Origin of the sequence: Reichenbachiella sp. 5M10, assembly GCF_002742335.1 — a bacterium.
Classification (GTDB): Bacteria; Bacteroidota; Bacteroidia; order Cytophagales; family Cyclobacteriaceae; genus Reichenbachiella.
The window spans coordinates 2,737,441-2,761,224 of the sequence record NZ_MDGR01000007.1; the positions used below are offsets into that span (position 1 = coordinate 2,737,441).

Below are 23,784 nucleotides of genomic sequence, written 5' to 3' on the forward strand. Positions count from 1 at the left end.
AACTTAAACGTATGAAATCCAACCTACTCTTACTCATCCTGTGCCTCGGGTGCTATGTCGGTCAAGCGCAGACCGACGTAAATCTCAATGTGGTCAACATACTACTGTTTGATGCTTCAGGCTCTATCGAAAAGGGGATCAATGACAACATCAGTTTCGGAGGTTTCACGGGTTATTTCTACGGGATGCCTGACCTGGCCGACGAAGACGGATACAACAAATACTTCTACATCGGGCCAGAGCTCAAATACTATGTTTACCCCAAAGGGAAATTGGATCGTTTTTTCGTTGGACTTTACGCCAAATACAGCAATGGAGAAGCCAAAGCATCCAACTGGGACTACTACAGCAATACCCCCGCCGAACAACCGGTATCACACTACAACAAATTCGCGTTTGGCATCAGTATGGGATCCAAATGGGTGACAAAAAACAATATTATCTTCGGATTCTTTGGTGGTTTGGACAGAAATCTTGTCTCCAACTATGAGAACAAAGACTACTTAAACTATGACACTGGATCTTCTGACCATGAAAATTTCGGCTTCAGGATAGGTGTTCATATCGGGTATCGCTTTGACGCTGCAAGCAAATAGTAAAGACTAAAGCATGAAAAAATCACTCCTTGTCCTACTACTCAGTCTCTGTGCCCTCGGCACTCGCGCACAAGTAGACGCACAGTTCAACTTTGTCAACCTGATGCTATTCGAAGCATCCGGCTCAGTCGAAGCTGCTCTCAATGACAATGTCAGTTTCGGAGGATTTACAGGGTACCATTACGGTCTCCCCAATGGAATAGATGAAATCCACCCAGGCATTGACAATCAAGGGGGAGAGAACGAATTCTTCTACATCGGTCCCGAATTGAAATACTATGTATACCCGAAAGACAAAATCGACCGATTCTATCTAGGAGTATATGCCCGATACAGTGTAGGCAAAGCAACCTCCGCTGACGATGGAACCTACGACATCAATGGCAACTGGATTTCTAGGACTTACTCTTCTACGTACAACAAAGTAGCATTTGGAATCAGCCTAGGATCCAAATGGGTCACCCGCAACAACATTGTATTCGGAGTATCAGGAGGTATCGATCGAAACCTTCTCGCCATCTATGCAGACGAAGAATATCTAGACCACACTCCTGGTGGTTCGGATGATGAAAATTTCGGGTTCCGACTTGGCCTGAGTATAGGGTACCGTTTCGACTAACAATACGTAAAACACATGAACAATTCATCCCTCAAATACCTAGGTGTCTCAATCCTACTCTTCTTGGCCTCCAGACCACAAGCGAGCGCACAGCAAGACTTTCAAATCAACCTGAGCAACCTCATATTCTATGAGGCCAACATGAACTATGAATTCCTGTCCTTTGACGGCAATGCGACTTTGGGGGCATTTGGAGGTTATGTATATGGGTTTCCAGGAAATAATGAAGACCAACAATACTACTATGTAGGGCCCGAGCTCCGCTTTTACCCCTTCCCTAACCGAGGAGCTGATGGATTTTTCCTAGGGCTCTACAGCCGCTACAAAAACGGATACAAAACCCAAACAATCACTGAGTCAGGGTATACCTCAGGTGGCGATAGATTGAATGAAAATACAGAGCTAAAGGTAGACTATGAAAAACTTGCATTTGGGTTCAATCTAGGCATGAAATGGGTCACCCGATCCAATGTAATTTTAAGTTTCAATACAGGACTGGGCCGCATCGCCTACTACGACTATCATACACCTACCTTCCAATCCAGTATCGAAAACCTAGTAGATCCAATCACCTATGAAGTCTACACAGACGACAATACAATAGACAGCAAATACTGGGACTTCCGTATTGGGTTTAACATCGGCTACCGTTTTGGAACGTCCAAAATCAAAACGACGGACTAAGGGCAAACTCCGTTTTGAGACAGTGATACACTCGATGGATAGGCAGTCCTACCACCGAGTAAAATGACCCAGAAATACTCCCCACTCCTATCAGTCCTATCCACTCTTGGATCCCATAGGCTCCTGCTTTGTCCATGGGTTTGTAGACGGACACATAGTGTTGGATTTCTTCAGGAGTCAATGGGAGCATCTGCACACGCACACGGTCACTAAAACTCACTTCAGTCTCTGGACTCGAGATACAAACGGCCGAAACTACCTCGTGCACCTGCCCCGACATGGATTGGATCATTTCAACAGCCTCTGCTTCTGATTGGGGTTTACCCAAAACCTTGTCCTCATGGATCACCACAGTATCTGCGGTCACTACGATTTCATCTGTGAGAACCTCTCGGTAGGCTACATTTTTCTTCTTTGCCAAATACTCAGCCACCTCCAAAGAGGGCATCTCACCATACTGCTCGTCGACATCCAATCCCATGACCTCAAACGAGAAACCTGCCTCACTCATGAGCTGTTGCCTACGTGGAGAATTAGATCCCAATATCAATTTCTTATCCATATGCTAAAATTAGAAAAGCCTTTGGCATCTGCCAAGCCCACCGCTGCATTTGCATAAAGTACTGCAAAACAAGCTCAACACATCATACAGACAGTGATATTTTTAGTACTCTGCATCTTTTTGATACGATTTCTACTGTTCAAACAGCGCTTAAACAGTATATTGCATGACTGTATATAGGTACAATTTGACAGGCGGCTATTGCCTAAGTACCTTAATATGTTAAATTTGCAGTCATTTTACAATTGACCAAGATCAATAAAGAATAGACAATTAATGGATTTATTTGAAAAATTTTCGAAGGACATGGGCCCATTAGGGCAGCATTCAGACATGGATCACACCAACTATTACATGTTTCCGAAGCTGGAAGGCCCCATCGCTCCTCGCATGCAATTCAGAGGAAAGGAAGTATTGACCTGGAGTTTGAACAACTACCTAGGCCTAGCTAACCACCCGGAAGTAAGAGAAGCTGACACAAAAGCAACGGAGGATTGGGGACTCGCATACCCAATGGGAGCTAGAATGATGACGGGAAACACTGAGCATCACGAAAAGTTCGAAAATGATCTCGCAGCGTTTGTAAACAAAGAATCTTGTATGCTACTCAACTATGGGTATCAAGGGATCATGTCCCTGATCGATGCTTTGGTTGGTCGCAAGGATGTCGTGGTATACGATGCAGAATGTCATGCATCGATCATCGATGGATTGAGGTTGCACGTAGGCAAGCGATTTGTGTACCTGCACAATGACATGGAAAGCCTCGAAAAACAACTCGCTAGAGCTGAAAAACTCGCCAACGAAAACGGTGGTGGAGTATTGGTCATCACCGAAGGAGTATTCGGTATGTCTGGCAGCATGGGTAATATCAAAGGAGTAGTTGAACTCAAAGAAAAGTTCCAGTTCAGACTATTGATCGACGATGCGCACGGGTTCGGTACGATGGGACCAACAGGTGCTGGTACTGACGAAGAGCAGGGCGTTCAAGAAGGTGTGGATCTCTACTTCTCAACTTTTGCCAAATCCATGGCTAGTATCGGAGGTTTCGTAGCAGGAAACAAGCAAGTCATTGAGTTCTTGAAGTATAACGTTAGATCTCAGATTTTTGCCAAGTCTCTCCCAATGCCTTTGGTTATTGGCAACCAAAAGAGATTGGATTTACTCAAATCTAAACCAGAGTTGAAAGACAAGCTTTGGACTATTGTCAATGCGATGCAAAGCGGTCTAAAGGAGAAAGGGTTCAATATCGGAAAAACCCAATCTCCTGTCACTCCGGTCTTCCTCAATGGTGTGTGGCAAGAAGCTGCCAACATGATCATGGACTTGAGAAACAACTACAACATCTTCTGCTCCATGATTGTATACCCAGTAGTCCCTAAAGGGGTCATTATGTTGAGAATTATCCCAACAGCGGCACATAGCATGGAGGATGTCAACGAAACCATTCGGGTATTCGAAGAAATCAAAAAGAAACTCGACAAAGGAGTATATCAGACCGAAGAAGTTGGTCAATTGGCGTAGTGATTTTTTTTCAAAAAACACGTCATACGATGTGTGGTTAACGTTTTTTGATATAAATTGCTCCACTTGTTTAATATTCAATAACCTTAAATTATAAAACAATATGAACAGATTTAATGAAGTAAAAGACTTGATCTTAGAGTTGGAAGGTGATTTCGATAAATTCTATGACAAAAAGAATCAAGCTGCTGGTACTAGAGTAAGAAAAGGAATGCAAGAGCTTAAGAACCTTGCTCAAGAAATCAGAGTAGAAGTTCAGGATATCAAGAACCAAGGTTAATTGATCTCAAGACATAAAAAAAGGAGTGATTTGCATCACTCCTTTTTTTATGTCTTTTACTCTCTAAAAAGCTTAGAGCTTTTTGTAAGCAGCCTCTATCTGCGCATACAGCTCCTTTGAAGAAGCCACCAGTGGCAATCTAAGAACGTTCTTGCACACACCTATACAGGCCAACAATGCCTTGACCCCTGTGGGATTCCCTTCTACAAAAATCAGGTTGAGAAGATCAACCAACTTACTATTCAGTGCTTTGGACCGATCCATATCCCCTTCCAAGGCCGCATTGACTACAGCAGTAGTTTCTTTGGGCAGAGCATTGGCAATCACTGAGATGACCCCATGCCCTCCAGCTTCCATGAAGGGGATAATCAAATCATCGTCTCCAGACGTCAACAAAAACCCCTCCGGCATACCAGGAGCGATCTCGATACACTGTGCCACGTGATTACCAGATGCCTCTTTGACCCCTATGATATTGGGGTGCTGTGCCAAATCCAGTATGGTCGACACATCCAGATTCACTCCGGTACGTTTCGGTACATTGTAGAGTATGATTGGCTTCTTTGCCGCATCAGCCACTGCTTCATAATGCGCCTTGAGTCCTACTTGATTTGGTTTGTTATAGTACGGACATACCACCAAAAAAGCATCAACCTCGATCTCAAAATTTTTGAATTTCTTGACCATAGCCATCGTATCATTGCCACCCAGCCCATAAACCACTGGCAAATTCTTGCTATTCTGAGATTTGACAAAACGGAGCACATCCAGTTTCTCAGTCCCAGTCAATGTCGGAGATTCAGCAGTAGTTCCCATCACTACAAGATAGTCTACTCCTCCATCAGAAACGTGCTTCACCAAGGTAGCCAACGCATCATAATCCACACTCAAATCCTCGTTGAATGGTGTCACCAAAGCAACACCCGTTCCTTTAAACTTGTTATTCATTTCTAACTTTTTTTATGTAATGATGCATTTGGTTCAATAAAGACGCAAAACCATCATCATCATGATTAATCATCATTTCAAAATACTCACTCACCCCTTCTGCAAATCGACCTACACGGCATTTGGCTGGTGAGCTAGCCAATATATTTTTCGAATATTTATCAATCCCCTTGTCGAGACTAAGCAAATAATCAAATGGCTCGTTCTTAAAGTCCTCTACTTCGCGCTTGGTCCATTTTCCACTTGTACTTAGGTCCTTTTCACTGAAGTAAGGAAAGGCATAGGTATCGGTTTTCTTTGCTCCAGAGATGAAGGTCATGACTTTCACTGTCTTGCCCTCATTCTCAATTCTCTTGATCAGTTCATTGGTAGAATTATGGTTCCCCTCGGTAGAATAGCTATATAGTATGCCAACACTCTTGGCTTCTGCATATCCTCCAGAACCTCGACCCTCCTTATGTTTCTTCAATGCGAACTTCGTCTTCCAGTTCACTAAATACTTCCCTATCATTTTCCCTTGGTCAACATCTCCTCAAAATCCATTTCGGATATGATGGTAATTCCTAATTTATTCGCCTTCTCCAATTTTGCAGGTCCCATTTTATCTCCTGCGAGCAAGTAGTCTAGTTTGGCAGAGATAGAAGATACTACTTTGCCTCCATGGTCTTTGATCATGGCCTTGAGTTCGTCTCTACTATGCTTCTCAAACACCCCTGAAATCACAAATCCTTTCCCTCCTAGCACATCGCTACTGGTCTCAAACTGTGACTCGTCCACTTGCATCTGCAAACCTGCATCTTTGAGTCGAGAAATCAATACTTGATTTTCCTCCTTGGAAAAATAATCCAACAAACTCTGCGCGATACGGTCTCCAATCTCCGGTACTGCTACCAATGAATCAAAATCCGCCTGCATGAGCTGCTCCATTGACTTAAAATGTACAGCAAGTTTCTCAGCCACCGTCTTGCCAACAAACCGGATCCCTAAACCAAACAACAACAACTCGAAGGGAGCTTGCTTAGATGCTTCGATTCCTTTCAGTAGGTTCTGCACACTCAGTTCTTTGAAGCCTTCCAACTCTATGATTTGATCATGTGTCAAATCATAGAGATCAGCTACATTGTGTAGGTAACCTTTGTCATATAGCAGTTTGATAGTCTGCTCCCCAAGCGAATCAATATCCATTGCTTTGCGATGGATAAAATGCTCGATCATCCCTTTAATTTGTGGAGGACATGCTTCAATATTGGGACAGTAGTGGTTCGCTTCTCCTTCGTAGCGCACGAGTTCGGTCTGGCATGCTGGGCAGTGCGTCACATACACGAAAGGCTCCAGATCACTTGCTCTCTGTGTCAAATCTACGCCAGTCACTTTCGGAATGATCTCTCCCCCTTTCTCTACATAGACATAGTCACCAATGCGCAGATCTTGCCTTTCGATTTCATTGGCATTGTGCAACGATGCACGCTTGACGGTCGTCCCTGCCAAGAGGACTGGCTCCAATTCAGCTACTGGAGTGATTGAACCGGTACGCCCTACCTGGTACACCACGTCGTTGAGCCTAGTCAATGCATTCTCTGCTTTGTACTTGTAGGAGATAGCCCACCTCGGGTTTTTAGCTGTAAATCCCAGTTCATTTTGTTGGTCAAGATCATTGACCTTAATCACAATACCGTCTGTTTCAACATCCAGTTCATGGCGTTTCGTTTCCCATTGGGCGACATAGGCAATGACCTCCTCGATTGTCGCACATTTTTGATATGTCGGTGAGACATGAAAGCCCCACTCTTCGATTTTTTGTATGGCCGAGGCATGCGAATCCACTTGTCCCTCTACTCCTAGCAGACTATACAGATAGCAGTCCAGTTTGCGAGCTGCCACAATGGACGAATCTTGCATTTTCAAGGTTCCCGACGCAGTATTTCTTGGGTTAGCCAACCGCTCTTCTCCCGCAGCTTCTTTTTGTTCATTGAGCTGAGCAAATGCCGTACTCGGCATAAACACCTCTCCACGCACTTCAAACTCCTCTGGATACCCTGTCCCACGTATCTTCAAGGGGATGGATCGGATGGTCTTGGCATTCGCCGTGATATTGTCACCTCGCGTACCGTCTCCACGAGTAGCCGCTTGGACGAGCATCCCATCACGATAGGTCAAACTAATGGCTACCCCGTCAAACTTGAGCTCACAAAAATACTCATAGGGCTGCCCTCCAAGCCCTTTTTCTACACGAGCATCAAACTCGCGCAACTCCTCGGCACTGTAAGTATTGGCAAGTGACAGCATGCGATGCTTGTGTATCACCGTCTCAAAAGACTTGGTGATCGTTCCTCCTACACGCTGAGACGGAGAATCCGCCTTCTTCAAATCTGGGAACTGGTCTTCTAACTCAATGAGCCGTTTCAACAACTGATCAAATTCATAATCAGACACCTCAGACTTACTTTCCTGATAATACTGATGATTGTAGTGATTGATCTGCTGACTGAGTTGCTCAATCTCTGTATGTGCTGCGTCGTGTGTCATTGGGATTCTAGCCAAATAGGCAAAGACAAATTTAAAAATAGTTTCCTAGTTCGGGTGTCGATCTGTTCAATATTGGGAAGCAATTTTAATATTTTAACTTATTCAATAGAATCTGTTAATTAATGCTTTTCGATTCTCTAAATTTGCCTCTGCATTAAAACAGTACGAAGTTGTCTAATATTTTAGCCATTACAGGACGTCCGAACGTCGGCAAGTCCACTCTTTTTAACCGACTGGTAGAACAAAAAAAGGCCATCATGGATGATGAAAGCGGGGTGACTCGTGATCGACACTATGGCTTTGGACAGTGGATTGGCAAATACTTCACCGTCATCGATACGGGAGGATATGTCATGGGCTCAGACGACATTTTCGAAGAGCAAATTCGTGACCAAGTCAAATTAGCTCTTGATGAAGCCAGCGTCATCCTGTTTATGGTCGACTGCAAAGACGGGCTCACAGACATGGACAAGGATTTTGCAAATATCCTCCGCGAACTCCAAAAGCCTGTATACATAGTTGCCAACAAAGCAGACAACCCCACTTTAGATTTACAATCTGCTGAATTCTATGGACTAGGATTGGAAAGCGAAGTATTTCCAATTTCTTCGGCAAGTGGGGCAGGTACAGGGGACTTGTTGGACCAAGTAGTCACTCACTTCCAAGATGATGATATCGAAAACCCAGAAGAGGGTATACCGAGAATCTCTATTTTGGGTCGTCCCAATGCGGGAAAATCATCTTTTCTCAATGCCCTCCTCGGCAAAGACCGGTCCATTGTCACAGATATCGCTGGCACGACACGAGATGCCATCAATACACGATACAAACTGTACGGAAAGGACTTCATACTCACCGATACGGCTGGGATCCGAAAAAAAAGCAAGGTCAAAGAAGACATAGAGTTTTACTCTGTACTCCGTGCTATCCAATCCCTCCAAGACAGTGATGTCTGTATGGTGATGATCGATGCTACGAGAGGATTTGAGGCCCAAGACATGAGTATCATAGCTCTAGCGGACAAATACAAAAAAGGCATCATGATCATGGTCAATAAGTGGGACCTGATCGAAAACAAGGAAAGCAATACCGCAGAGAATTTCAAAAAAGAAATCCTTGAAAAACTCGGTGGCCCCCTATCCTATATACCGATCATTTTCACCTCTGTACTGACCAAACAGCGCATCTTCCAAGCGATAGAGTTGGCCATAGAAGTCAACGAAAACCGTACAAGGCGAGTACCCACCTCCGAAATCAACGAGGCAATGCTACCCGAAATCGAGCGCAACCCACCTCCAGCACTCAAAGGAAAATACATCAAAATCAAGTACATCACACAATTGCCTACACGTACACCTTCGTTTGCGTTCTTTTGTAACCTACCACAGTACATCAAAGAACCCTACGAACGTTTCTTACTCAACAAATTGAGAGGGTACTTCAACTTCAAAGGTGTGCCTGTCAAGATTTACTTCCGTCAAAAATAATTGGATCACAGCAAGCACCGATTGGCTTTTGAAAGACATCTACCAGTAGGTGCTGTTGACTATTGTTTGGGACTATGGCTAGAACAGGGATTCCAGCTCAAAATCACCCCAGACCGTACCTCCAAGTTGGGTGACTACAGATACGATCCCAATACAGGCAAACATCGCATTTCAATCAATGGGAGTTTAAACCCCTATGCTTTTCTGGTCACTTACATCCATGAAGTGGCTCACAAAGTCAACTTCGACCTGCATCAAAACCGTGTCGACCCTCATGGAAAGGAATGGAAGCATCAATTCAAAAAACTGATGATCCCTATGCTACGCGAGGACATCTTCCCCATGAGTATCCTAGGGCCGCTTGCCCTTCACATGAAGAATCCCAAAGCAACGAGTGTCTCAGACCCCGTGCTCTTCAAAGCACTCAGGCACCATGATACAAAAACAAGTGGTGTATTCCTCAGCGACATAGACTTAGGACAAAAATTCCTCTTCAAAAAAACGGTCTACCGAAAAATCCAGCAAAAACGTACCCGTGTACTTTGCGAAGCGTGTCATACGGGCAAGCAGTACCTCATCTCAGGGACAGCCCCTGTGCAGCAGTTCAAAAACGAGACCTAGAGCCGTACTTTTTTCGACATCAATACGTACTGTCCCATGAACGGAATCCTACGCACAAATTCTCAAAACTTAGACTTTATCGCCTTGGTCACCGAGCTCGACCAGTACCTAGCGACAACAGACGGTTCGGAGCACTCGTTTTACAGCCAATACAACCAACTCGACGAAATCAAAGAGGCAGTACTATGGTATGAAGCAGGAAAAGTCATAGGCTGTGGAGCCATCAAACCCTACGACGCACAAACTGTAGAAGTCAAACGCATGTATACAGCACCCGAATGCTGGGGCAAAGGCATAGCCTCCCACCTCCTATCCGAACTTGAGAAATGGGCAAGCGAACTGGGCTACACACGCTGCATCTTAGAAACTGGCAAGAGACAACCCGAAGCTATCTCTCTCTACAAAAAGTGCGGGTATGCCCTCATCTCCAACTACGGACAATATGCTGGCGTAGACAACAGCCTCTGTTTTGACAAAATACTCAAGACATGATCGCAACTATTTCTTAAATTGAGTCTGGTATCATTCCCACATCTTTCCAGAATTGACACCTATTTTTGTACTCATGAAGATTTTGATCATAGAAGACGAACCTGACCTATCCGACACCATCGCTTCTTCACTCTCCAAGGAGCAATATACCGTAGCACAAGCAAGTACCTACCAAGAAGCTCTGAGCAAAATCTGGAACTATGAATACGATTGTATCCTACTCGACATCATGCTACCAGGAGGTAGTGGATTGGACATCCTCCAGCAAATCCGTGACGGGAACAAGCCACAAAACGTCATCATCATTTCTGCCAAAGACTCTCTGGATGACAAGCTAGATGGACTAAATCTCGGCGCAGACGATTACCTGACCAAGCCATTTCACATCGCCGAACTCAATGCACGTATCAAAGCAGTCCTGCGTCGCAAAAAACTCGACGGCAAAGACCTCATCGAAATAGCCAACATATGCCTAAACCTCAGCGAACGAGCCTTCACGGTAGAAGGGCAAAACACCCCGCTCAACCGAAAGGAGTTTGATATACTCAACTACTTCCTCCTCAACCAAAACCGTCTGGTCACCAAAACAGCACTCGCCGAACACGTATGGGGAGACCATATCGACCAAACAGATAGTTTTGATTTCGTATATTATCAAATCAAGAACCTGCGTAAAAAACTACAAAAAGCTGAAGCCAAAATCGAAATCGAATCAGTATATGGCGTGGGATACAAGCTGATCCAACCCTAATTCCATGGCTAGCAAAGAAAGAAAGCTCCTCCACCAATCCAACCGATATCTCTCAGCGTCCATCTTGCTGATCGTAAGTGTGTGGTCGGTCATTTTCTATTTCAGTATGCTAGATGAGATCTACGACAGCATCGATGATGGACTAGACAACTACAAGCTACTCATCCTCCAAAAAGCCGCTATAGACAGCAGTGTCCTCCACAAAAATGACTTTGACGAGAGCAACTATGCCATCCAAGAAATCAACAGACAGTACGCCCTACAGATCCACGACGTGCACAAGGACACCCTCCTCTACATGCAGTTTGAGAACGATCTCGAACCCGTCCGCTTACTCACCACGGCATTTGAGCTGAATCAGAGATACTATCGACTCCAAGTCATCTCCTCTATGGTAGAAGAAGACGATCTAATCGCAGACCTCTTTTGGTCCATCGTACTACTCTACCTCGTACTCGTCATCAGTATCATCTGGATCAACAACATCGTACTACGCAAACTCTGGGAACCGTTTTACCAAATCCTCCATCAGCTCAAAACTTTCCGCCTAGACAGTCATCAAAAACTCCCTCCTGTAGAAACGCAAACCACGGAATTCAACGAACTCAAAGCAACTGCCAACGCACTCATCCAACACACGGTAGAAACCTATGAGCATCAAAAGCAGTTTACCGAAAATGCTTCGCACGAACTCCAGACTCCACTCGCCATCGCAACAACCAAACTGGAACTCATGCTGGAACGAAACGATCTCTCCGGTACAGGTGCCGAACAAATCGCTCAAGTCCTACAAATCGTCGAGCGACTCACACGCCTCAATAAATCACTACTTCTACTCGCTAAAATTGAAAACAAGCAATACTTTGACAACCAAACCGTCAACCTCAACCATATCGCGCGTCAATGCGGTGAAGACCTAGAGGATTTTGCAGCACACAAGCAAATACACCTGCACTACCACGAAACAAACACGCTAATCGTAGAGATGGACCCTACACTAGCCAGCATACTACTCAACAACCTCGTCAAAAATGCCCTGTTTCATAACCATCAAAACGGAGAAGTAACCATCCACCTCACAGAAACGCAACTCTCAGTCTCCAACACTGGCAAAGCACAGCCGCTTCCGAGTGACAAAATCTTCACCCGCTTTCACAAAGAGTCGGAAAAACACAGCAACACAGGGCTAGGGCTAGCCGTCGTACAAGCTATCTGTACACTCTACCAGTTTTCGATACGCTACCACTACGATGGCCTGCATCACTTTGAGGTTCAGTTCCAGAAATAACCCCCAACAGACACTTACCCCTACTGCAGCTCATACGCCCCATAAAAAAACAGCTGCTCCCTCCGATTCCCAATTGATTCCAGATTCACCTCCTTTATTTGAGGGAGAAACTAAAACAACAAGCACATGAACAAGCATCTTGCATTACTTATCATTGGCCTATTGGTCGCATGGAGTCCTACGCTAGCACAAGACATCCCTCAAAATCGCGTCCCCTCTGTGATTGTCAACCGATTCAAACAAGACTTTCCCAAAGCGTACGATATCGAATGGAAAGTCAAGAACAACCAGTACAATGTAGAGTTTGAGACAGGCATATTTACCGACCATGAGATCTGGTACGATACCACAGGAGAGATCATCCGTCACGAAGAAGAAATTTCGCACAACGAACTCCCTAGTCCAGTGACTGCCAAGTTGGATCGTGACTTCAATGGATTTCGAATCGATGACGCCAAACGCATCACTACTTCTTCCACTGTAGATTACAGTGTAGAACTAAATTCGTTTACCCAAGAATGGAAAATCATCTTCGACAAAAATGGAGAAATCTCCACACAAATTGCAGACTAATCCATCATGAAGAACAGACTCAATGTACTCCTCCTCCTCTTGTCTCTCTCTCTATGCAATCACAGTTACGGTCAGCTCAGCCCCCCAGGCATGGGGGTTGTGCACACCGCTGAGTGGTTTGCTCTGGGCCTCCAGCAAAAACTGGATGCTGCTGGGCGCATCAAATCCATGACCTATCTAGGTATGGGTCGTACCAGCAACCCTGACAACTACAATCCCAGTCAGCGCCCATCCATCTGGGTACTCAACCAAGAAGTCTCGCATCGATACAGCAAGCATTGGCAGTATTCGCTAGCACTCAGCTACCGAAGACAACATCGCTACGCGCTACTTCCTCCCTTCGAAAGCGAAACACCTGACTTCAAACAGGAACTAAGGTTCTACGGTCGCTACTCATACATTTTGGAAAACACTCGACTCAAATTTGCCTCCACACTCAGGCAAGAGCTACGCTTATTTTACACTCCCGAATTCCATGCCTGGGAATCCAACTTGCAGTTTCGCACCCGACTCAAAGCCAAACTGACGGTCAATCTGGACCAACACAAGACACATCAAGTACTCTCTAGCCTTGAAATGCTACTATCCATGAGTCATTCTCAAACCAACCAAGAAGAATGGGACACATTCGACTACAAAGAGAGTCGGTTTTGCTTCTACTACGCATACAGTCCACAGAGAACACCCGTCACAGTCCATATTGGGTACATGAACGACTTTATTGGCAAAAAAGTCTTCACCAACGCGCACTACTTGGCCTTAGACCTCATTGTCAAAAACCCTTTTGGAAAACATTAATTCACGAAACGAACCCAATTCGGTCGCGAGTTGAAAATTCAAGAGTATTTTCGCGTATCCATTAAAAAGCACATCGACATGCCTGACGGTAGAAACAGAAAAGACGTACAAGTAGGACTCGAAGTAGACATAGTCCTCAAAAAAGACCAACGCAGTGGTGCACTGACTCGTGGAGTAGTAGGCAAACTCCTCACCAAATCACCCAATCACCCCCACGGCATCAAGGTCATGCTAGAAGACGGACAGGTCGGACGTGTCAAGCATATCCTCGATGAGGATTAACCTCTAGTTTCTTCTCGCTTCTCGATCCATATAGCTGGTAAACTTGTTGGGCAGATTGATCTCCAACTCAAGATGCTCCCCAGTAATCGGGTGATCAAACTCCAAGCGATCCGAGCACAGCATGAGTCCCTTGCCTTGCAAAACCTCCACCTCTCCCGAATAGAACTTATCCCCTACAATCGGATGACCCAAATTGGACATATGGATTCTTAGCTGATGAGTACGGCCTGTCACAGGGTAGAGCTTCACCAGACTCAATTGACCATACTTTACAGATTTTTTGACATACACTACTTCATAATCACTCTGACTGGGCTTGTCATCCACGACATCTCTAATCGTCCCCTTCGAATCGGCTACTGCCCCGATGACTACAGCTTGGTAACGCTTACGGATCTTTTTATTCTCAAACTGCAGCCCCATCTCGACTTGGGTACGCTCGGTCTTGGCGACCATGACTAATCCACAAGTCGGCCCATCGAGTCGATGCAACGGACGCATGACACCCAAAGCATCCGGCTGTGCTGAGGGCTTCAGGTTGAAAGGCAGGGTATTTTCCAAAGTCTTGAAATGGTTGCCGTTGACGGGAAGACCACCAGGTTTGTTGAGCACAGCGAGATACTCATCTTCATAGACCACTGGAATTTCTTGTTTGAAAACTTTACGGTGAGCACTTTTGACTGCTCCTCCCTTGCGTGTAGTATATGAGATCACATCGCCTACCGACACACGCACATCTGCTGGCACCTGCTGCCCATTGACAAGAAGTTCGCCTGCCGACATGGCTTTGCGCGCTTTGGCTTTGGAAGCTACCCACCGAAAAACCCTAGGAGCCAACACGTTTAGAAATACTCCTGAATCCTTTTTCTCAACCGTATGCGTCTCTTTCATCCTGCAAAAGTAACCGCTTGGGTTCTCCTACAAAATGACCGTTCCGATTTCCTCACAGACCCACTGATTTGTTTTAGCCTTTGTCCAAAATGTATCTTCCGAAAAGCACGTCAAGAGAGCCGCCTACAAACCCAACATGCCGTACTGGAAAGCTCACATCCAACAAAGAGTCACATACCGAGGCGTTTCTGAATCAAGCCGTCGATGAGCTGGCATAGCATCTGAGGTTTCATCGTCCGCCAGTTGATGACATCCAGGTTTCCTCCCCAATTGACATAGTGATCGATATGAAACTGTTTCATCTCGTCGAGTACAAAATCCCGAAAACCAATAGCGGTCACCCACCCTTCCTCTACGTCCTCAAACCACTCTTCGTAGTAGCTATCATCTGAGCCGTGAAAATTGAGAATATTTTCACCGATCAATACAAATTTTGAGATCTCAGCAGCCAACAATTCATCGATGATGTTGCGCTTGAGGTGCATGATATCGTTGTGAATGGCGTCATTCCATTCGCCCATGAACTCGATCACTGCATAGCCCGAATCGTAATCGAGATATAGGATTTTGAGGTAAAGAGTCTCTGATCCAATGAAATCCCATCCCGGGTCGATATAATATCCATAGATCGTATCGGAGTAGAGGTCGTAATTGTATTCTTTGCCATGAAACGGTGAGTACTCGTCTTGACTCGAATCATAATATTTCAACCAGCCATAAAAAGGCTCAATCACATGCATAAGCTATCCCTTGTAATGATCAATCGCACGGCGCACAGACCCATGATCACTGATCAGGCGTTCGGCTATTTTACGATCTATTTCTATTTCATCCATCAGCATATGAATGGCCCGCTCGACAAGTTTGGCATTGCTGAGTTGCATGTCCACCATTTTATTGCCTTGGACATGACCGAGTTTGATCATCACAGCAGTCGAAAGCATATTGAGGACGAGTTTGCTGGCAGTACCTGCTTTCATACGCGTACTCCCTGTCACAAATTCTGGTCCTACGACTACTTCCACGGGGTACTTGACTGCATGAGCGATAGGTGACGCTTGGTTACACACGATACAGCCAGTCGTGAGTCCCTTGTTCATGGCATCTTCTAGCCCTCCAAGCACATAGGGTGTCCTGCCTGAAGCAGCAATCCCTATCAATACATCGCCTGCATTCGCATCATAAGCCTCCAGGTCTTTCCATGCTTGATACTTGTCGTCTTCGGCATTTTCGACGGACTTGCGAATCGCCCCGTCACCACCCGCGATGATACCAATCACACGATCATGTGGCAAACCATAGGTCGGTGGTATCTCAGAGGCATCCACTACACCCAATCGCCCACTCGTCCCTGCACCGATGTAGAATAAACGTCCACCCGCATCCATCTTTTGAACGATCTCATCGACCAAAGGTGTCATGGCAGGGATGGCCTGTGCCACAGCTTGCGGCACGGACTGATCTTCTTTGTTCATGGAAGTGAGGAGAGCTTCTACGCTCATCTCATGCAGATTGTCGTAGTGTGAGGATTCTTCGGTGGTAGTCATACCCAAAGTTCCTTTTAATCCCTCGCTTTAGAAAACATCCATGCAAAAATTGTTGTTAAGAAATGGTTATTAGTCGTATCCTAAACCGTAGTTCATCGAGAAAGCATATGATCACCCCTCGGCCTTCATTTTCTCCTTGTGATACAGCACCAACCCCGCCACGGGATCTTCGGCTATGATGCCTATCTGTAGCCCAAGGTCCGCTCCGACACGACGCAAGACATTGCTGTAATAGAAAGCCACAGATCCCACAAAATGAATCGGCAAATCCCGATGCCCAGCATATCGACAAACATTCTCCACAAAAAACTCTCTGAAACAATCGTAGACCAGCTGATAGAAGTAGGGATGCTGCAAATACTGAAAGATGAACTTCGAAAAATTCGCCAAAAACCGAATGGGCATATTCCCCTGATACAAGTTTTCGAGTACGTCACTTTTGGTCAAGCCAAAATACTCATCGAATTTCTGCTTCAATTCCTCAGGCAATTCTCCTTTGAAGTAACGCTTGATCAGTACACGTCCCAGGTGGTTGCCGCTCCCCTCATCCCCTAGTAGATATCCGAGCGAAGTGACATTGTCTACAATGTCTGTACCGTCATAGAGGCAAGAGTTCGAACCTGTACCAAGGATACAAGCGATCCCTGACTCCACCCCACACAAAGCCCGTGCAGCGGCCAAAAGGTCGTGATCAATCTCTATTTGAGCTTGAGGATACAGCACCGAAAGTGCCGATTGGATCAAGGCCTTGTTCTTGTCCGACGAGCATCCAGAGCCATAGAAATAAATATAGGCGATATCCTCATCCACATACTCTACCAATCCCTCACGCACTGTAGCAGTGATATCCTCTTGCTTCATGTAGTAGGGATTGATTCCTGGGGATTTGGCTTGAGAGATCCTGCCGTCTTTGTCTATTATCCTCCATGCGGTCTTGGTGGAGCCACTGTCTGCGATCAATATCATTGCTTCAATTTTCTAAGCGCCCAATAATGGTGAATTTATCAAATACTTTGGCCGTATGAGGTGCTTCTGCTAACTCTTCGGTCAAATCCTGTCCTGCCCAATGCTCATAGTGCTTGCCGTCGCGCCACATTCTCGAGGCACTCACGTCATAGATATCTCCTTGATAAGCGACCCAGATCTCTTCTCGATCTTGCCCATTTCGGAGAGCCAATTGTTGTTTAGTGTAAGGTTTCAAATTCAACGGTTATGTGTGTTTAATACTAGAAAGTTACGAAGTGGAAACTTTAGAATGAAGGCCATCATACTGTACCGAGCTGCATGACCGCCTCCACGCCCACCACTCAAGCTCCTGGTTGCCTACACTTTTGGCACTATGCTCTTTCAATCCTCCAATGTCACTACTGTGATCCCCGTACCACCTCGTTCGACATGTTCGTCCGTTGCTTGGACTACTTTGCGATTTTCTCGCAAGACATTCCTCACCAATTCTCGCAATACACCGTGCCCCTTGCCGTGCAATATACGCACCTCTGGGTGTCCGAGCAGCAGTGCTTCATCGATATAGTCCTCTACTTTACCAATCGCTTCCTCAGCACGCACTCCCCGAATATCGAGCGTCATGTTGAAGTGGGCCATTTTCGCATTGAGATCTATGCCCGTCATCTGCTGCACCCGATCATCGGTCGTCTTTTTAAACTCCTTGCTCGATATTTTCTCTACATCCTTGAGCTTGACTCTGGATGTCAATCCACCCAAGGTCAATTCAAGCTGCTTTCCCTTGATGGCTACTACTTCGCCCGCAGCTCCAGACGCCTTGATTTTGACCTTGTCACCAATCGCGATGACTGGATCGACCACTGCTACAGGGGCCTTTGTCTTCTCTTTTTGCGCCTCTGTGCTCAACTTATCCTTGTGTGCCGTCAGTTGCTCGCGAGCGGCCTGCACGCGTTTTTTGTCTGCTTTGGATTCTTGGATTTGCTTGATGGTGGACTCCACTCTCCTATTGGATGCTTCGATCACTCGTGCGGCTTCTAATTTAGCTTCTTTGAGTACCTCTGTCTTTTTCTTGTCCAAGAACCTTTTGAGATCCTCATAATCCTTGATGGCCTCATTGAGACGTCGGTCTTTGGCTGCTATCTCCTTTTTTTGCTTTTCAATAGCATTTTTCTCTGCTTCGAGCTCACTCAAAAGTCTATCAAACTGTACGTGCGATACACCGGCCTTCTTTTTTGCCTTGTCCAACATCCGCTTGTCGAGACCGATCTTGCCTGCAATTTCTAGCGCAAACGAACTCCCAGGCTTACCAATTTCCAACTCGTAGAGTGGTTCGAGGTGCTTGACATCATACTTCATCGCCGCATTGACGATCCCGTTGACTTGATCTGCTAGTTTTTTGAGGTTACCGTAGTGCGTGGTGATCGCTCCGTAGGCTTTGGATTTGGCAAGTTCAAGCAGGACTACCTCAGCGATCGCTCCCCCAAACTGCGGTTCAGTACCCGTACCAAACTCATCTATGAGAAACAGCGTCTTGCTGGTCGTATGCTCCAAAAAGAACTTCATGTTCGTCAAGTGCGAACTGTAGGTACTCAAGTCATTTTCGATCGATTGCTCGTCACCAATATCCAAAAACATCGAATCAAAAATTCCAAATTTAGACTCCTCATCTACCGATACAGGCACTCCACACTGCACCATGTACTGGATGAGTCCAATCGTCTTGAGACACACCGATTTCCCTCCGGCATTGGGTCCGGACACCAAGAGTATCCGCTCCTGCGAAGAGAGTACAATGTCTAGGGCCTTGATGCTACGCCCTTGCTCCTGCAGCGCCTGCTCCAATATAGGATGACGTGCTTGCTTCCATTCTATCTTCTGCGTATGGGAAACCTGGGGGCAGATACAGTCGAAAGCCTGTGCAAAACGTGCCTTGGCTTGGATAAAGTCCAGCACACCCAACATGCGTAAGCCCCTACCGATATCCTCCTGATGCATGCGCACCAAATCTGTCAAGGCGGTCAAAATACGGATGATTTCTCGTCGCTCGGCATAGCGAAGCTCCCGGAGTTCGTTGTTGATCTCGAGCGCTTCGGCAGGCTCTAGAAACACCGTCTGTCCCGTCGCAGACTCATCATGTACAAACCCTCGCACGTGTCGCTTGTGCTCCGCCAATACAGGGATCACCAGTCGTCCGTCACGGATGGTCAGCGTAGCACCATCTGGCGTATAGCCGTGGTCCCCTGCCTGTTTGAGTATTTTATTGACGGCAGTCCTAGCCCTCACTTGGCACTTGGCTATCGATGCACGTATACGCATGAGTTCTGGACTGGCATCATCATGCAGCTCTCCCTTCTCATCGATCTTGGACTGCATCGCCGCGAGGAGATGTCCATCCACCCGCACACTCCCAAGACGCTGAGACAATACCGGGTATGCCTCGGTACGACTCTCAAAAAACGCATGCACCTTGCTGAGTGTCTCCAGCACGCCCTTGATCTCGTACAGTTCCTCTACATCCAAAAACGATCCCGGGACTTCTGCCTGTTTGAGAAATGGAGTCACGTCCTCATAGTTGGCATTGGGAAATCCCTCGCCACTGGTCAATATGTATACAAACTCACGCGTCTGATTGAGCCATTCGTTGATTTTATCGGCCTGCGTCGAATACGTCAAGCGGTCTACAAATCGCTCTCCCAAGGGGCCAAGACAATAAGCCCCTATGATTTCCTTTACTTTGTCAAAACTCAGTTTGACTTCAATTTCTTTTGGATACAGATTCAAAAATGTACAGTTTATTGCTGTGGAAGTATCTTTTTGCTTGGTCGGGCGAGGGGTTTCTTGACTGGAGCTTTGGTCTGCGAAGAATCTACCTGCATAGAATCACCTGGCATAGCCACTGCAGTATCAGACTCTACGTTCAATATCGAGTCAGACATGGCCATCCTCGCAGAATCCATCATGATCAAATTGCCCAATGAGTCGTAGCGCAGCAAGTTGCCCAGCGAATCATAACTGAGCGGATTGCCCAAAGAGTCCATCTGAGGCAGCAGCGCAATCGAATCACGCAATCTCTTTTGTCGCTTCTTCAGTTCAGCCTCTGCCTTGATTCGCTTCTCTTCCTCCTCCTCTGCTACCCCTGCATTCTGATCGTAGACATTGAGACTATCCACGACGACCTCATAGATCTTATCGAGTTTTTCGGGATGGGCGAGATAATATTGAAAACTCCTTTCGAAAGTAGCCTTATCCACCTTGTATTTCTCAAACAACTCCTTTTCCAACGAATTGAAAACCTTGGCAGAAGAATCGGTACGCAGCTTCAACAAGAGCACCTTTGCCTCCAGGATATGCTGATCGATGAGAATCTCCGTCATGGTATTTCTTGAGATGACCTTTTCCTCATTCTTTCGCTGGCAAGCGTTAAGAAACGTTAATGTTGCCACCGCTACTAAAAAAATAAATTTGTCTCTCATATAAATTTTAAGATTCTCTTAATTTTAAGCTTCCAAAAGTACAATGAATGAAGGACATCCTCAAGAAGCTTAGGAAATACGAGATCAGAATTAGGAAGGCCTTAAACTCCCATATGCAGGGAGATTTTCATTCCATCTTCAAAGGATCGGGACTCGAACACGATGACGTCAGGACGTATCAGTACGGTGATGACGTGCGTACCATCGATTGGCACGTCTCTGCCAAAGGGCATGGGACCTTCGTCAAAACCTTCAAGGAAGAGAAAGAACAAAACATTTTCTTTATCCTAGATGTAAGTGCGTCTCAAGAAATCGGAGTGGATGGCCAACAAAAAATCGACATCAGCAAAGAGATCTGCGCGCTGCTATCCATGTCGGCAATCAAAGAAAACAGTCAAGTCGGTCTCATTTGCTTTTCGGATCGAAAAGAAAAGTATGTCAAGCCCGGCAAGGGCATGAAGCATTCGTTTCATCTGGTCAACGAGATATTCAAGCTCAAGCCTGTCTCCAAGAAGACCGATCTCAACAAAGCTTTTCGCTTTACGATGGATTTGCTCAAAAAGAAAAGCATTGTGATTCTACTCTCTGACTTCATCGACGAGGACTACCACCATGACCTGCGTGGCTTGGCCAAGTCGCATGATCTCGTCGTGATCCACATCACGGACATCCGCGAGACCACATTCCCCAACTTGGGCATCATCCCACTCCAAGACAAAGAGTCGGGCAAAACACTATGGCGCAACACTTCGTCCAGTGAGTTTAGAAACATACTCAACCAGACGTATGGAGAGAAACAAAGCGAACTAGAGCAACTCTGCCGCCGACATCAGGCCGACTACCTCCAAGTCCGTACCGACGAGGACTATGTACCCAAACTGATCAAATTGTTTAAAGTCAGAAATAAAGCAAAAAAGAGTGGTTAAGAAGACAGTTCTCCTTTTGATGTGCACCTGTTTTGGGATACAGGCATGGAGTCAGACGATTCTGCCTACCGGACAGTTTTTGCAAGACAGTCTCCAAATCGGCGAAGAGGTAGAGTATAGCCTCGCGATCAAGTACCCCCGTGACTGGCAGATCATCTTCCCAGACTCGACCTACGGCTATATGCCCTTCGAGTACAGCAGCCACAGATATACCCCGACGAGCATCGACAGCACCTGGGCCTATGACAGTGTGATCTACACCGTCAGCACCTTCGAGATCGATCTCGTACAAAAACTACAACTCCCAATCTATGTCCTGCAAAAGGGAGACAGCATCAAGATCCTCTCGGATTTTGACTCGATCTATCTCCAGCCTATGATCCAAGTCCTACCCGACTCGATCGCTCTGCGTAGCAACGTGGCCTTCGAGGCACTCGACTACTCGCTCAACTACCTCTACCTAGGCATCGGGGCAGGGCTGTTTGTGCTTTTGGTGCTTGGCATCCTCTTCTTCTTTGGCAAAAACATCCGCGCCAGGTACAAAGTCTACTTGCTCAGCAGGGAATACAAAAGGTATCAACTACGCTGGACTACTGCCGTACAGGCCATCCAGTCCAGTGAAGACACCCAAGCCATCGAAGCACTGCTCCTCGTCTGGAAAAGCTACATGGAAAGCCTCGAAAACAAACCGTATACTAAATATACCACCAAAGAAATCCTCCTAACGGGCTATGCGGACACACTCCAAGAAGTCCTGCAAACCATCGATCAATCCATCTATGGCAAGCTCACCATCGAAGACCTACATCACAACTTGGAGGTGATGAACCAATACACAGCAGAGAGATTTGACGTCAAAAAAGCAGAGGTGAATCATGGGTAAATTAGCAACAAGCACTTCAGACTGGTGGTCGATCAACTGGTTCTCTTGGGAGACCTTCCAAAATTTCCATTGGCAATTTGGTGATGTATTTTACGCCTTTCTCGCCCTCCCACTGATCCTGGTGGTCTGGCTGATCATCGACCGACGCAAACGCCAAAGTTTGTCCATAGCCTTGACAGAAAAAGACATCAAATGGAGTCCTATCAGTCTGCTCAGGTTAATTCCAAGTGTCATCATGCTGCTCGTATTTTGCCTGCTCATCATAGCACTCGCTCGCCCACAAAAAACCAATGAAAAAGTAGAGCAATGGACCGAAGGGATCGACATCATGATGCTCATCGATATCTCCGAGTCCATGCAGATCGAGGATTTCAAGCCCAACCGTCTCGAAGCTGCCAAAGACGTGGCACGCAAGTTCGTCATGGGGAGATTCCAAGACCGTATCGGATTGGTAGTATTCTCTGGTGAGGCCTATTCACGCTCGCCACTCACCACGGATTACGAACTGCTCAACACCTACATTGACGACATTGATTTCGACTTGATCCAAAAAGGGGGGACCGCCATAGGCAGTGCCCTAGCAGTAGGCACCAACCGCATGAGAGAGTCCGAAACAGCCTCCAAAGTCATGATCCTGCTCAGCGATGGAGACAACACCGCGGGCAATATCGACCCCATCATCGCGGCAGAACTGGCCGATGCCTACGACATCAAGATCTACACGATAGCCATCGGAAAAGAAGGACGCGTACCTTTCGGCAAAGATTTCTTTGGTCGGACCAACTACGTCGAGAACACCCTCAACGAAAGCACACTGCGCAAAATCGCAGAGATCGGTCACGGGCAGTTCTTTCGTGTATCCGACAATGAAGCACTCGTCAATGTCTTCAAACTGATCGACAAGTACGAAAAAGCCGAGATCAAAGAAAACCGGTTCAAGGACACGACAGACTTCTACCCCATCTATCTCAAGTGGGCCATCGCCCTCTTCCTCCTCTGGATGCTTCTCAAGTCCACCTTCATCAGCAACATCCTGCAGGATTGACAGATAGTGAAGAATGGCTAGTGAG

The 23,784-nt window shown here is 46.2% G+C and carries 27 protein-coding genes; 16 read left to right on the top strand and 11 right to left on the bottom strand.

The window, feature by feature from the left end; all coding sequences use genetic code 11:
* Positions 1 to 11 precede the first annotated feature (11 nt).
* Genes BFP72_RS10845 through BFP72_RS10855 form a run of 3 tightly spaced genes read left to right on the top strand, consistent with a single transcriptional unit; the run spans position 12 to position 1,899 of the window.
* Positions 12 to 596 (top strand): DUF3575 domain-containing protein, encoded by a 585-nt coding sequence (locus BFP72_RS10845; protein WP_099599160.1) that lies wholly within the window; start codon positions 12 to 14, stop codon positions 594 to 596.
* Between the two features lie 13 nt (positions 597 to 609).
* Complete coding sequence (locus tag BFP72_RS10850; protein ID WP_099599161.1) at positions 610 to 1,215, top strand: DUF3575 domain-containing protein; 606 nt, start codon at positions 610 to 612, stop codon at positions 1,213 to 1,215.
* 15 nt (positions 1,216 to 1,230) lie between these two features.
* Positions 1,231 to 1,899 (top strand): DUF3575 domain-containing protein, encoded by a 669-nt coding sequence (locus BFP72_RS10855; RefSeq protein ID WP_099599162.1) that lies wholly within the window; start codon positions 1,231 to 1,233, stop codon positions 1,897 to 1,899.
* Here BFP72_RS10855 and BFP72_RS10860 read toward each other — a convergent pair.
* The gene (locus BFP72_RS10860) at positions 1,883 to 2,461 is read right to left on the bottom strand and encodes a Maf family nucleotide pyrophosphatase (protein ID WP_099599163.1); all 579 of its coding nucleotides are present in this window, start codon (positions 2,459 to 2,461) and stop codon (positions 1,883 to 1,885) included. The genes BFP72_RS10855 and BFP72_RS10860 overlap by 17 nt on opposite strands.
* A 276-nt stretch (positions 2,462 to 2,737) precedes the next feature.
* Here BFP72_RS10860 and BFP72_RS10865 point away from each other — a divergent pair, with 276 nt between their 5' ends.
* Positions 2,738 to 3,985: a pyridoxal phosphate-dependent aminotransferase family protein gene (locus tag BFP72_RS10865; protein WP_099599164.1), complete on the top strand. Its 1,248-nt coding sequence runs from the start codon at positions 2,738 to 2,740 to the stop codon at positions 3,983 to 3,985.
* A gap of 103 nt (positions 3,986 to 4,088) precedes the next feature.
* A complete protein-coding gene (locus BFP72_RS10870; protein WP_099599165.1) occupies positions 4,089 to 4,265 on the top strand; it encodes a histone H1 in 177 nt (58 codons plus the stop codon).
* 72 nt (positions 4,266 to 4,337) lie between these two features.
* Here BFP72_RS10870 and dapA read toward each other — a convergent pair whose 3' ends face one another.
* From dapA to ligA, 3 genes are read right to left on the bottom strand one after another with little or no spacing between them, the layout of a single operon-like run.
* The gene (gene dapA, locus BFP72_RS10875) at positions 4,338 to 5,213 is read right to left on the bottom strand and encodes a 4-hydroxy-tetrahydrodipicolinate synthase (protein ID WP_099599166.1); all 876 of its coding nucleotides are present in this window, start codon (positions 5,211 to 5,213) and stop codon (positions 4,338 to 4,340) included.
* A complete protein-coding gene (locus BFP72_RS10880) occupies positions 5,206 to 5,682 on the bottom strand; it encodes a hypothetical protein (protein ID WP_143520039.1) in 477 nt (158 codons plus the stop codon). Before BFP72_RS10880 ends, dapA begins: the two co-directional genes overlap by 8 nt.
* 38 nt (positions 5,683 to 5,720) lie before the next feature.
* Entirely contained in the window at positions 5,721 to 7,739 is a 2,019-nt protein-coding gene (ligA, locus tag BFP72_RS10885) for an NAD-dependent DNA ligase LigA (protein WP_099599168.1), read from the bottom strand.
* Positions 7,740 to 7,909: 170 nt separating this feature from the next.
* Here ligA and der point away from each other — a divergent pair, with 170 nt between their 5' ends.
* From der to BFP72_RS10925, 8 genes are all read left to right on the top strand, one after another.
* Positions 7,910 to 9,226 (top strand): ribosome biogenesis GTPase Der, encoded by a 1,317-nt coding sequence (der, locus tag BFP72_RS10890; protein WP_099599169.1) that lies wholly within the window; start codon positions 7,910 to 7,912, stop codon positions 9,224 to 9,226.
* The gene (locus BFP72_RS10895; RefSeq protein ID WP_099599170.1) at positions 9,227 to 9,847 is read left to right on the top strand and encodes a SprT-like domain-containing protein; all 621 of its coding nucleotides are present in this window, start codon (positions 9,227 to 9,229) and stop codon (positions 9,845 to 9,847) included. It abuts the gene before it with no gap.
* Between the two features lie 36 nt (positions 9,848 to 9,883).
* Positions 9,884 to 10,339: a GNAT family N-acetyltransferase gene (locus BFP72_RS10900; protein ID WP_099599171.1), complete on the top strand. Its 456-nt coding sequence runs from the start codon at positions 9,884 to 9,886 to the stop codon at positions 10,337 to 10,339.
* A 73-nt stretch (positions 10,340 to 10,412) separates the two neighbouring features.
* On the top strand, positions 10,413 to 11,090 hold the full coding sequence (locus tag BFP72_RS10905; protein WP_099599172.1) for a response regulator transcription factor: 678 nt from the start codon (positions 10,413 to 10,415) through the stop codon (positions 11,088 to 11,090).
* Between the two features lie 4 nt (positions 11,091 to 11,094).
* Positions 11,095 to 12,378 carry a HAMP domain-containing sensor histidine kinase gene (locus BFP72_RS10910; protein ID WP_099599173.1) on the top strand — a complete coding sequence of 428 codons (1,284 nt, stop codon included), beginning with the start codon at positions 11,095 to 11,097 and terminating at the stop codon, positions 12,376 to 12,378.
* 126 nt (positions 12,379 to 12,504) lie between these two features.
* Complete coding sequence (locus BFP72_RS10915) at positions 12,505 to 12,951, top strand: PepSY-like domain-containing protein (protein ID WP_099599174.1); 447 nt, start codon at positions 12,505 to 12,507, stop codon at positions 12,949 to 12,951.
* A gap of 6 nt (positions 12,952 to 12,957) precedes the next feature.
* Positions 12,958 to 13,749 (top strand): DUF2490 domain-containing protein, encoded by a 792-nt coding sequence (locus tag BFP72_RS10920; protein ID WP_099599175.1) that lies wholly within the window; start codon positions 12,958 to 12,960, stop codon positions 13,747 to 13,749.
* Between the two features lie 30 nt (positions 13,750 to 13,779).
* On the top strand, positions 13,780 to 14,031 hold the full coding sequence (locus BFP72_RS10925; RefSeq protein WP_369824023.1) for a YwbE family protein: 252 nt from the start codon (positions 13,780 to 13,782) through the stop codon (positions 14,029 to 14,031).
* A gap of 3 nt (positions 14,032 to 14,034) precedes the next feature.
* Here BFP72_RS10925 and BFP72_RS10930 read toward each other — a convergent pair whose 3' ends face one another.
* From BFP72_RS10930 to BFP72_RS10960, 7 genes are all read right to left on the bottom strand, one after another.
* The gene (locus tag BFP72_RS10930; protein WP_099599177.1) at positions 14,035 to 14,922 is read right to left on the bottom strand and encodes an RluA family pseudouridine synthase; all 888 of its coding nucleotides are present in this window, start codon (positions 14,920 to 14,922) and stop codon (positions 14,035 to 14,037) included.
* Positions 14,923 to 15,092: 170 nt separating this feature from the next.
* Positions 15,093 to 15,662: a hypothetical protein gene (locus BFP72_RS10935; protein WP_099599178.1), complete on the bottom strand. Its 570-nt coding sequence runs from the start codon at positions 15,660 to 15,662 to the stop codon at positions 15,093 to 15,095.
* A 3-nt stretch (positions 15,663 to 15,665) separates the two neighbouring features.
* On the bottom strand, positions 15,666 to 16,469 hold the full coding sequence (locus BFP72_RS10940) for an N-acetylmuramic acid 6-phosphate etherase (protein ID WP_099599179.1): 804 nt from the start codon (positions 16,467 to 16,469) through the stop codon (positions 15,666 to 15,668).
* 111 nt (positions 16,470 to 16,580) lie between these two features.
* Positions 16,581 to 17,435, bottom strand: a complete 855-nt coding sequence (locus BFP72_RS10945; protein WP_099599180.1) for an N-acetylglucosamine kinase — start codon at positions 17,433 to 17,435, stop codon at positions 16,581 to 16,583.
* 4 nt (positions 17,436 to 17,439) lie between these two features.
* The gene (locus tag BFP72_RS10950) at positions 17,440 to 17,670 is read right to left on the bottom strand and encodes a cytochrome b5 domain-containing protein (protein ID WP_099600759.1); all 231 of its coding nucleotides are present in this window, start codon (positions 17,668 to 17,670) and stop codon (positions 17,440 to 17,442) included.
* A 146-nt stretch (positions 17,671 to 17,816) separates the two neighbouring features.
* Positions 17,817 to 20,213 carry an endonuclease MutS2 gene (locus tag BFP72_RS10955; protein ID WP_255397193.1) on the bottom strand — a complete coding sequence of 799 codons (2,397 nt, stop codon included), beginning with the start codon at positions 20,211 to 20,213 and terminating at the stop codon, positions 17,817 to 17,819.
* A gap of 11 nt (positions 20,214 to 20,224) precedes the next feature.
* A complete protein-coding gene (locus BFP72_RS10960; RefSeq protein ID WP_099599181.1) occupies positions 20,225 to 20,905 on the bottom strand; it encodes a DUF4296 domain-containing protein in 681 nt (226 codons plus the stop codon).
* A gap of 47 nt (positions 20,906 to 20,952) precedes the next feature.
* On the opposite strand from BFP72_RS10960, the gene BFP72_RS10965 reads away from it, so the two are divergent.
* The 3 genes from BFP72_RS10965 to BFP72_RS10975 are packed head-to-tail and all read left to right on the top strand — an operon-like array spanning position 20,953 to position 23,759.
* Complete coding sequence (locus BFP72_RS10965) at positions 20,953 to 21,831, top strand: DUF58 domain-containing protein (RefSeq protein WP_099599182.1); 879 nt, start codon at positions 20,953 to 20,955, stop codon at positions 21,829 to 21,831.
* Between the two features lie 19 nt (positions 21,832 to 21,850).
* On the top strand, positions 21,851 to 22,714 hold the full coding sequence (locus tag BFP72_RS10970; RefSeq protein ID WP_099599183.1) for a hypothetical protein: 864 nt from the start codon (positions 21,851 to 21,853) through the stop codon (positions 22,712 to 22,714).
* On the top strand, positions 22,707 to 23,759 hold the full coding sequence (locus BFP72_RS10975; RefSeq protein ID WP_099599184.1) for a VWA domain-containing protein: 1,053 nt from the start codon (positions 22,707 to 22,709) through the stop codon (positions 23,757 to 23,759). Before BFP72_RS10970 ends, BFP72_RS10975 begins: the two co-directional genes overlap by 8 nt.
* Positions 23,760 to 23,784 lie beyond the last annotated feature (25 nt).

What these genes read in the sequence shown, in the direction of transcription:
- BFP72_RS10900 (WP_099599171.1), top strand. Translation starts at nt 9,884, where the DNA reads ATGAACGGAATCCTACGCACAAATTCTCAAAACTTAGACTTTATCGCC.
- BFP72_RS10940 (WP_099599179.1), bottom strand. Translation starts at nt 16,469, where the DNA reads ATGACTACCACCGAAGAATCCTCACACTACGACAATCTGCATGAGATG.
- BFP72_RS10935 (WP_099599178.1), bottom strand. Translation starts at nt 15,662, where the DNA reads ATGCATGTGATTGAGCCTTTTTATGGCTGGTTGAAATATTATGATTCG.
- BFP72_RS10910 (WP_099599173.1), top strand. Translation starts at nt 11,095, where the DNA reads ATGGCTAGCAAAGAAAGAAAGCTCCTCCACCAATCCAACCGATATCTC.
- BFP72_RS10855 (WP_099599162.1), top strand. Translation starts at nt 1,231, where the DNA reads ATGAACAATTCATCCCTCAAATACCTAGGTGTCTCAATCCTACTCTTC.
- BFP72_RS10905 (WP_099599172.1), top strand. Translation starts at nt 10,413, where the DNA reads ATGAAGATTTTGATCATAGAAGACGAACCTGACCTATCCGACACCATC.
- BFP72_RS10850 (WP_099599161.1), top strand. Translation starts at nt 610, where the DNA reads ATGAAAAAATCACTCCTTGTCCTACTACTCAGTCTCTGTGCCCTCGGC.
- BFP72_RS10920 (WP_099599175.1), top strand. Translation starts at nt 12,958, where the DNA reads ATGAAGAACAGACTCAATGTACTCCTCCTCCTCTTGTCTCTCTCTCTA.
- BFP72_RS10965 (WP_099599182.1), top strand. Translation starts at nt 20,953, where the DNA reads ATGAAGGACATCCTCAAGAAGCTTAGGAAATACGAGATCAGAATTAGG.
- BFP72_RS10870 (WP_099599165.1), top strand. Translation starts at nt 4,089, where the DNA reads ATGAACAGATTTAATGAAGTAAAAGACTTGATCTTAGAGTTGGAAGGT.
- BFP72_RS10960 (WP_099599181.1), bottom strand. Translation starts at nt 20,905, where the DNA reads ATGAGAGACAAATTTATTTTTTTAGTAGCGGTGGCAACATTAACGTTT.
- BFP72_RS10845 (WP_099599160.1), top strand. Translation starts at nt 12, where the DNA reads ATGAAATCCAACCTACTCTTACTCATCCTGTGCCTCGGGTGCTATGTC.
- BFP72_RS10860 (WP_099599163.1), bottom strand. Translation starts at nt 2,461, where the DNA reads ATGGATAAGAAATTGATATTGGGATCTAATTCTCCACGTAGGCAACAG.
- BFP72_RS10970 (WP_099599183.1), top strand. Translation starts at nt 21,851, where the DNA reads ATGTGCACCTGTTTTGGGATACAGGCATGGAGTCAGACGATTCTGCCT.
- ligA (WP_099599168.1), bottom strand. Translation starts at nt 7,739, where the DNA reads ATGACACACGACGCAGCACATACAGAGATTGAGCAACTCAGTCAGCAG.
- BFP72_RS10930 (WP_099599177.1), bottom strand. Translation starts at nt 14,922, where the DNA reads ATGAAAGAGACGCATACGGTTGAGAAAAAGGATTCAGGAGTATTTCTA.
- BFP72_RS10945 (WP_099599180.1), bottom strand. Translation starts at nt 17,435, where the DNA reads ATGATATTGATCGCAGACAGTGGCTCCACCAAGACCGCATGGAGGATA.
- BFP72_RS10915 (WP_099599174.1), top strand. Translation starts at nt 12,505, where the DNA reads ATGAACAAGCATCTTGCATTACTTATCATTGGCCTATTGGTCGCATGG.
- dapA (WP_099599166.1), bottom strand. Translation starts at nt 5,213, where the DNA reads ATGAATAACAAGTTTAAAGGAACGGGTGTTGCTTTGGTGACACCATTC.
- BFP72_RS10975 (WP_099599184.1), top strand. Translation starts at nt 22,707, where the DNA reads ATGGGTAAATTAGCAACAAGCACTTCAGACTGGTGGTCGATCAACTGG.
- BFP72_RS10865 (WP_099599164.1), top strand. Translation starts at nt 2,738, where the DNA reads ATGGATTTATTTGAAAAATTTTCGAAGGACATGGGCCCATTAGGGCAG.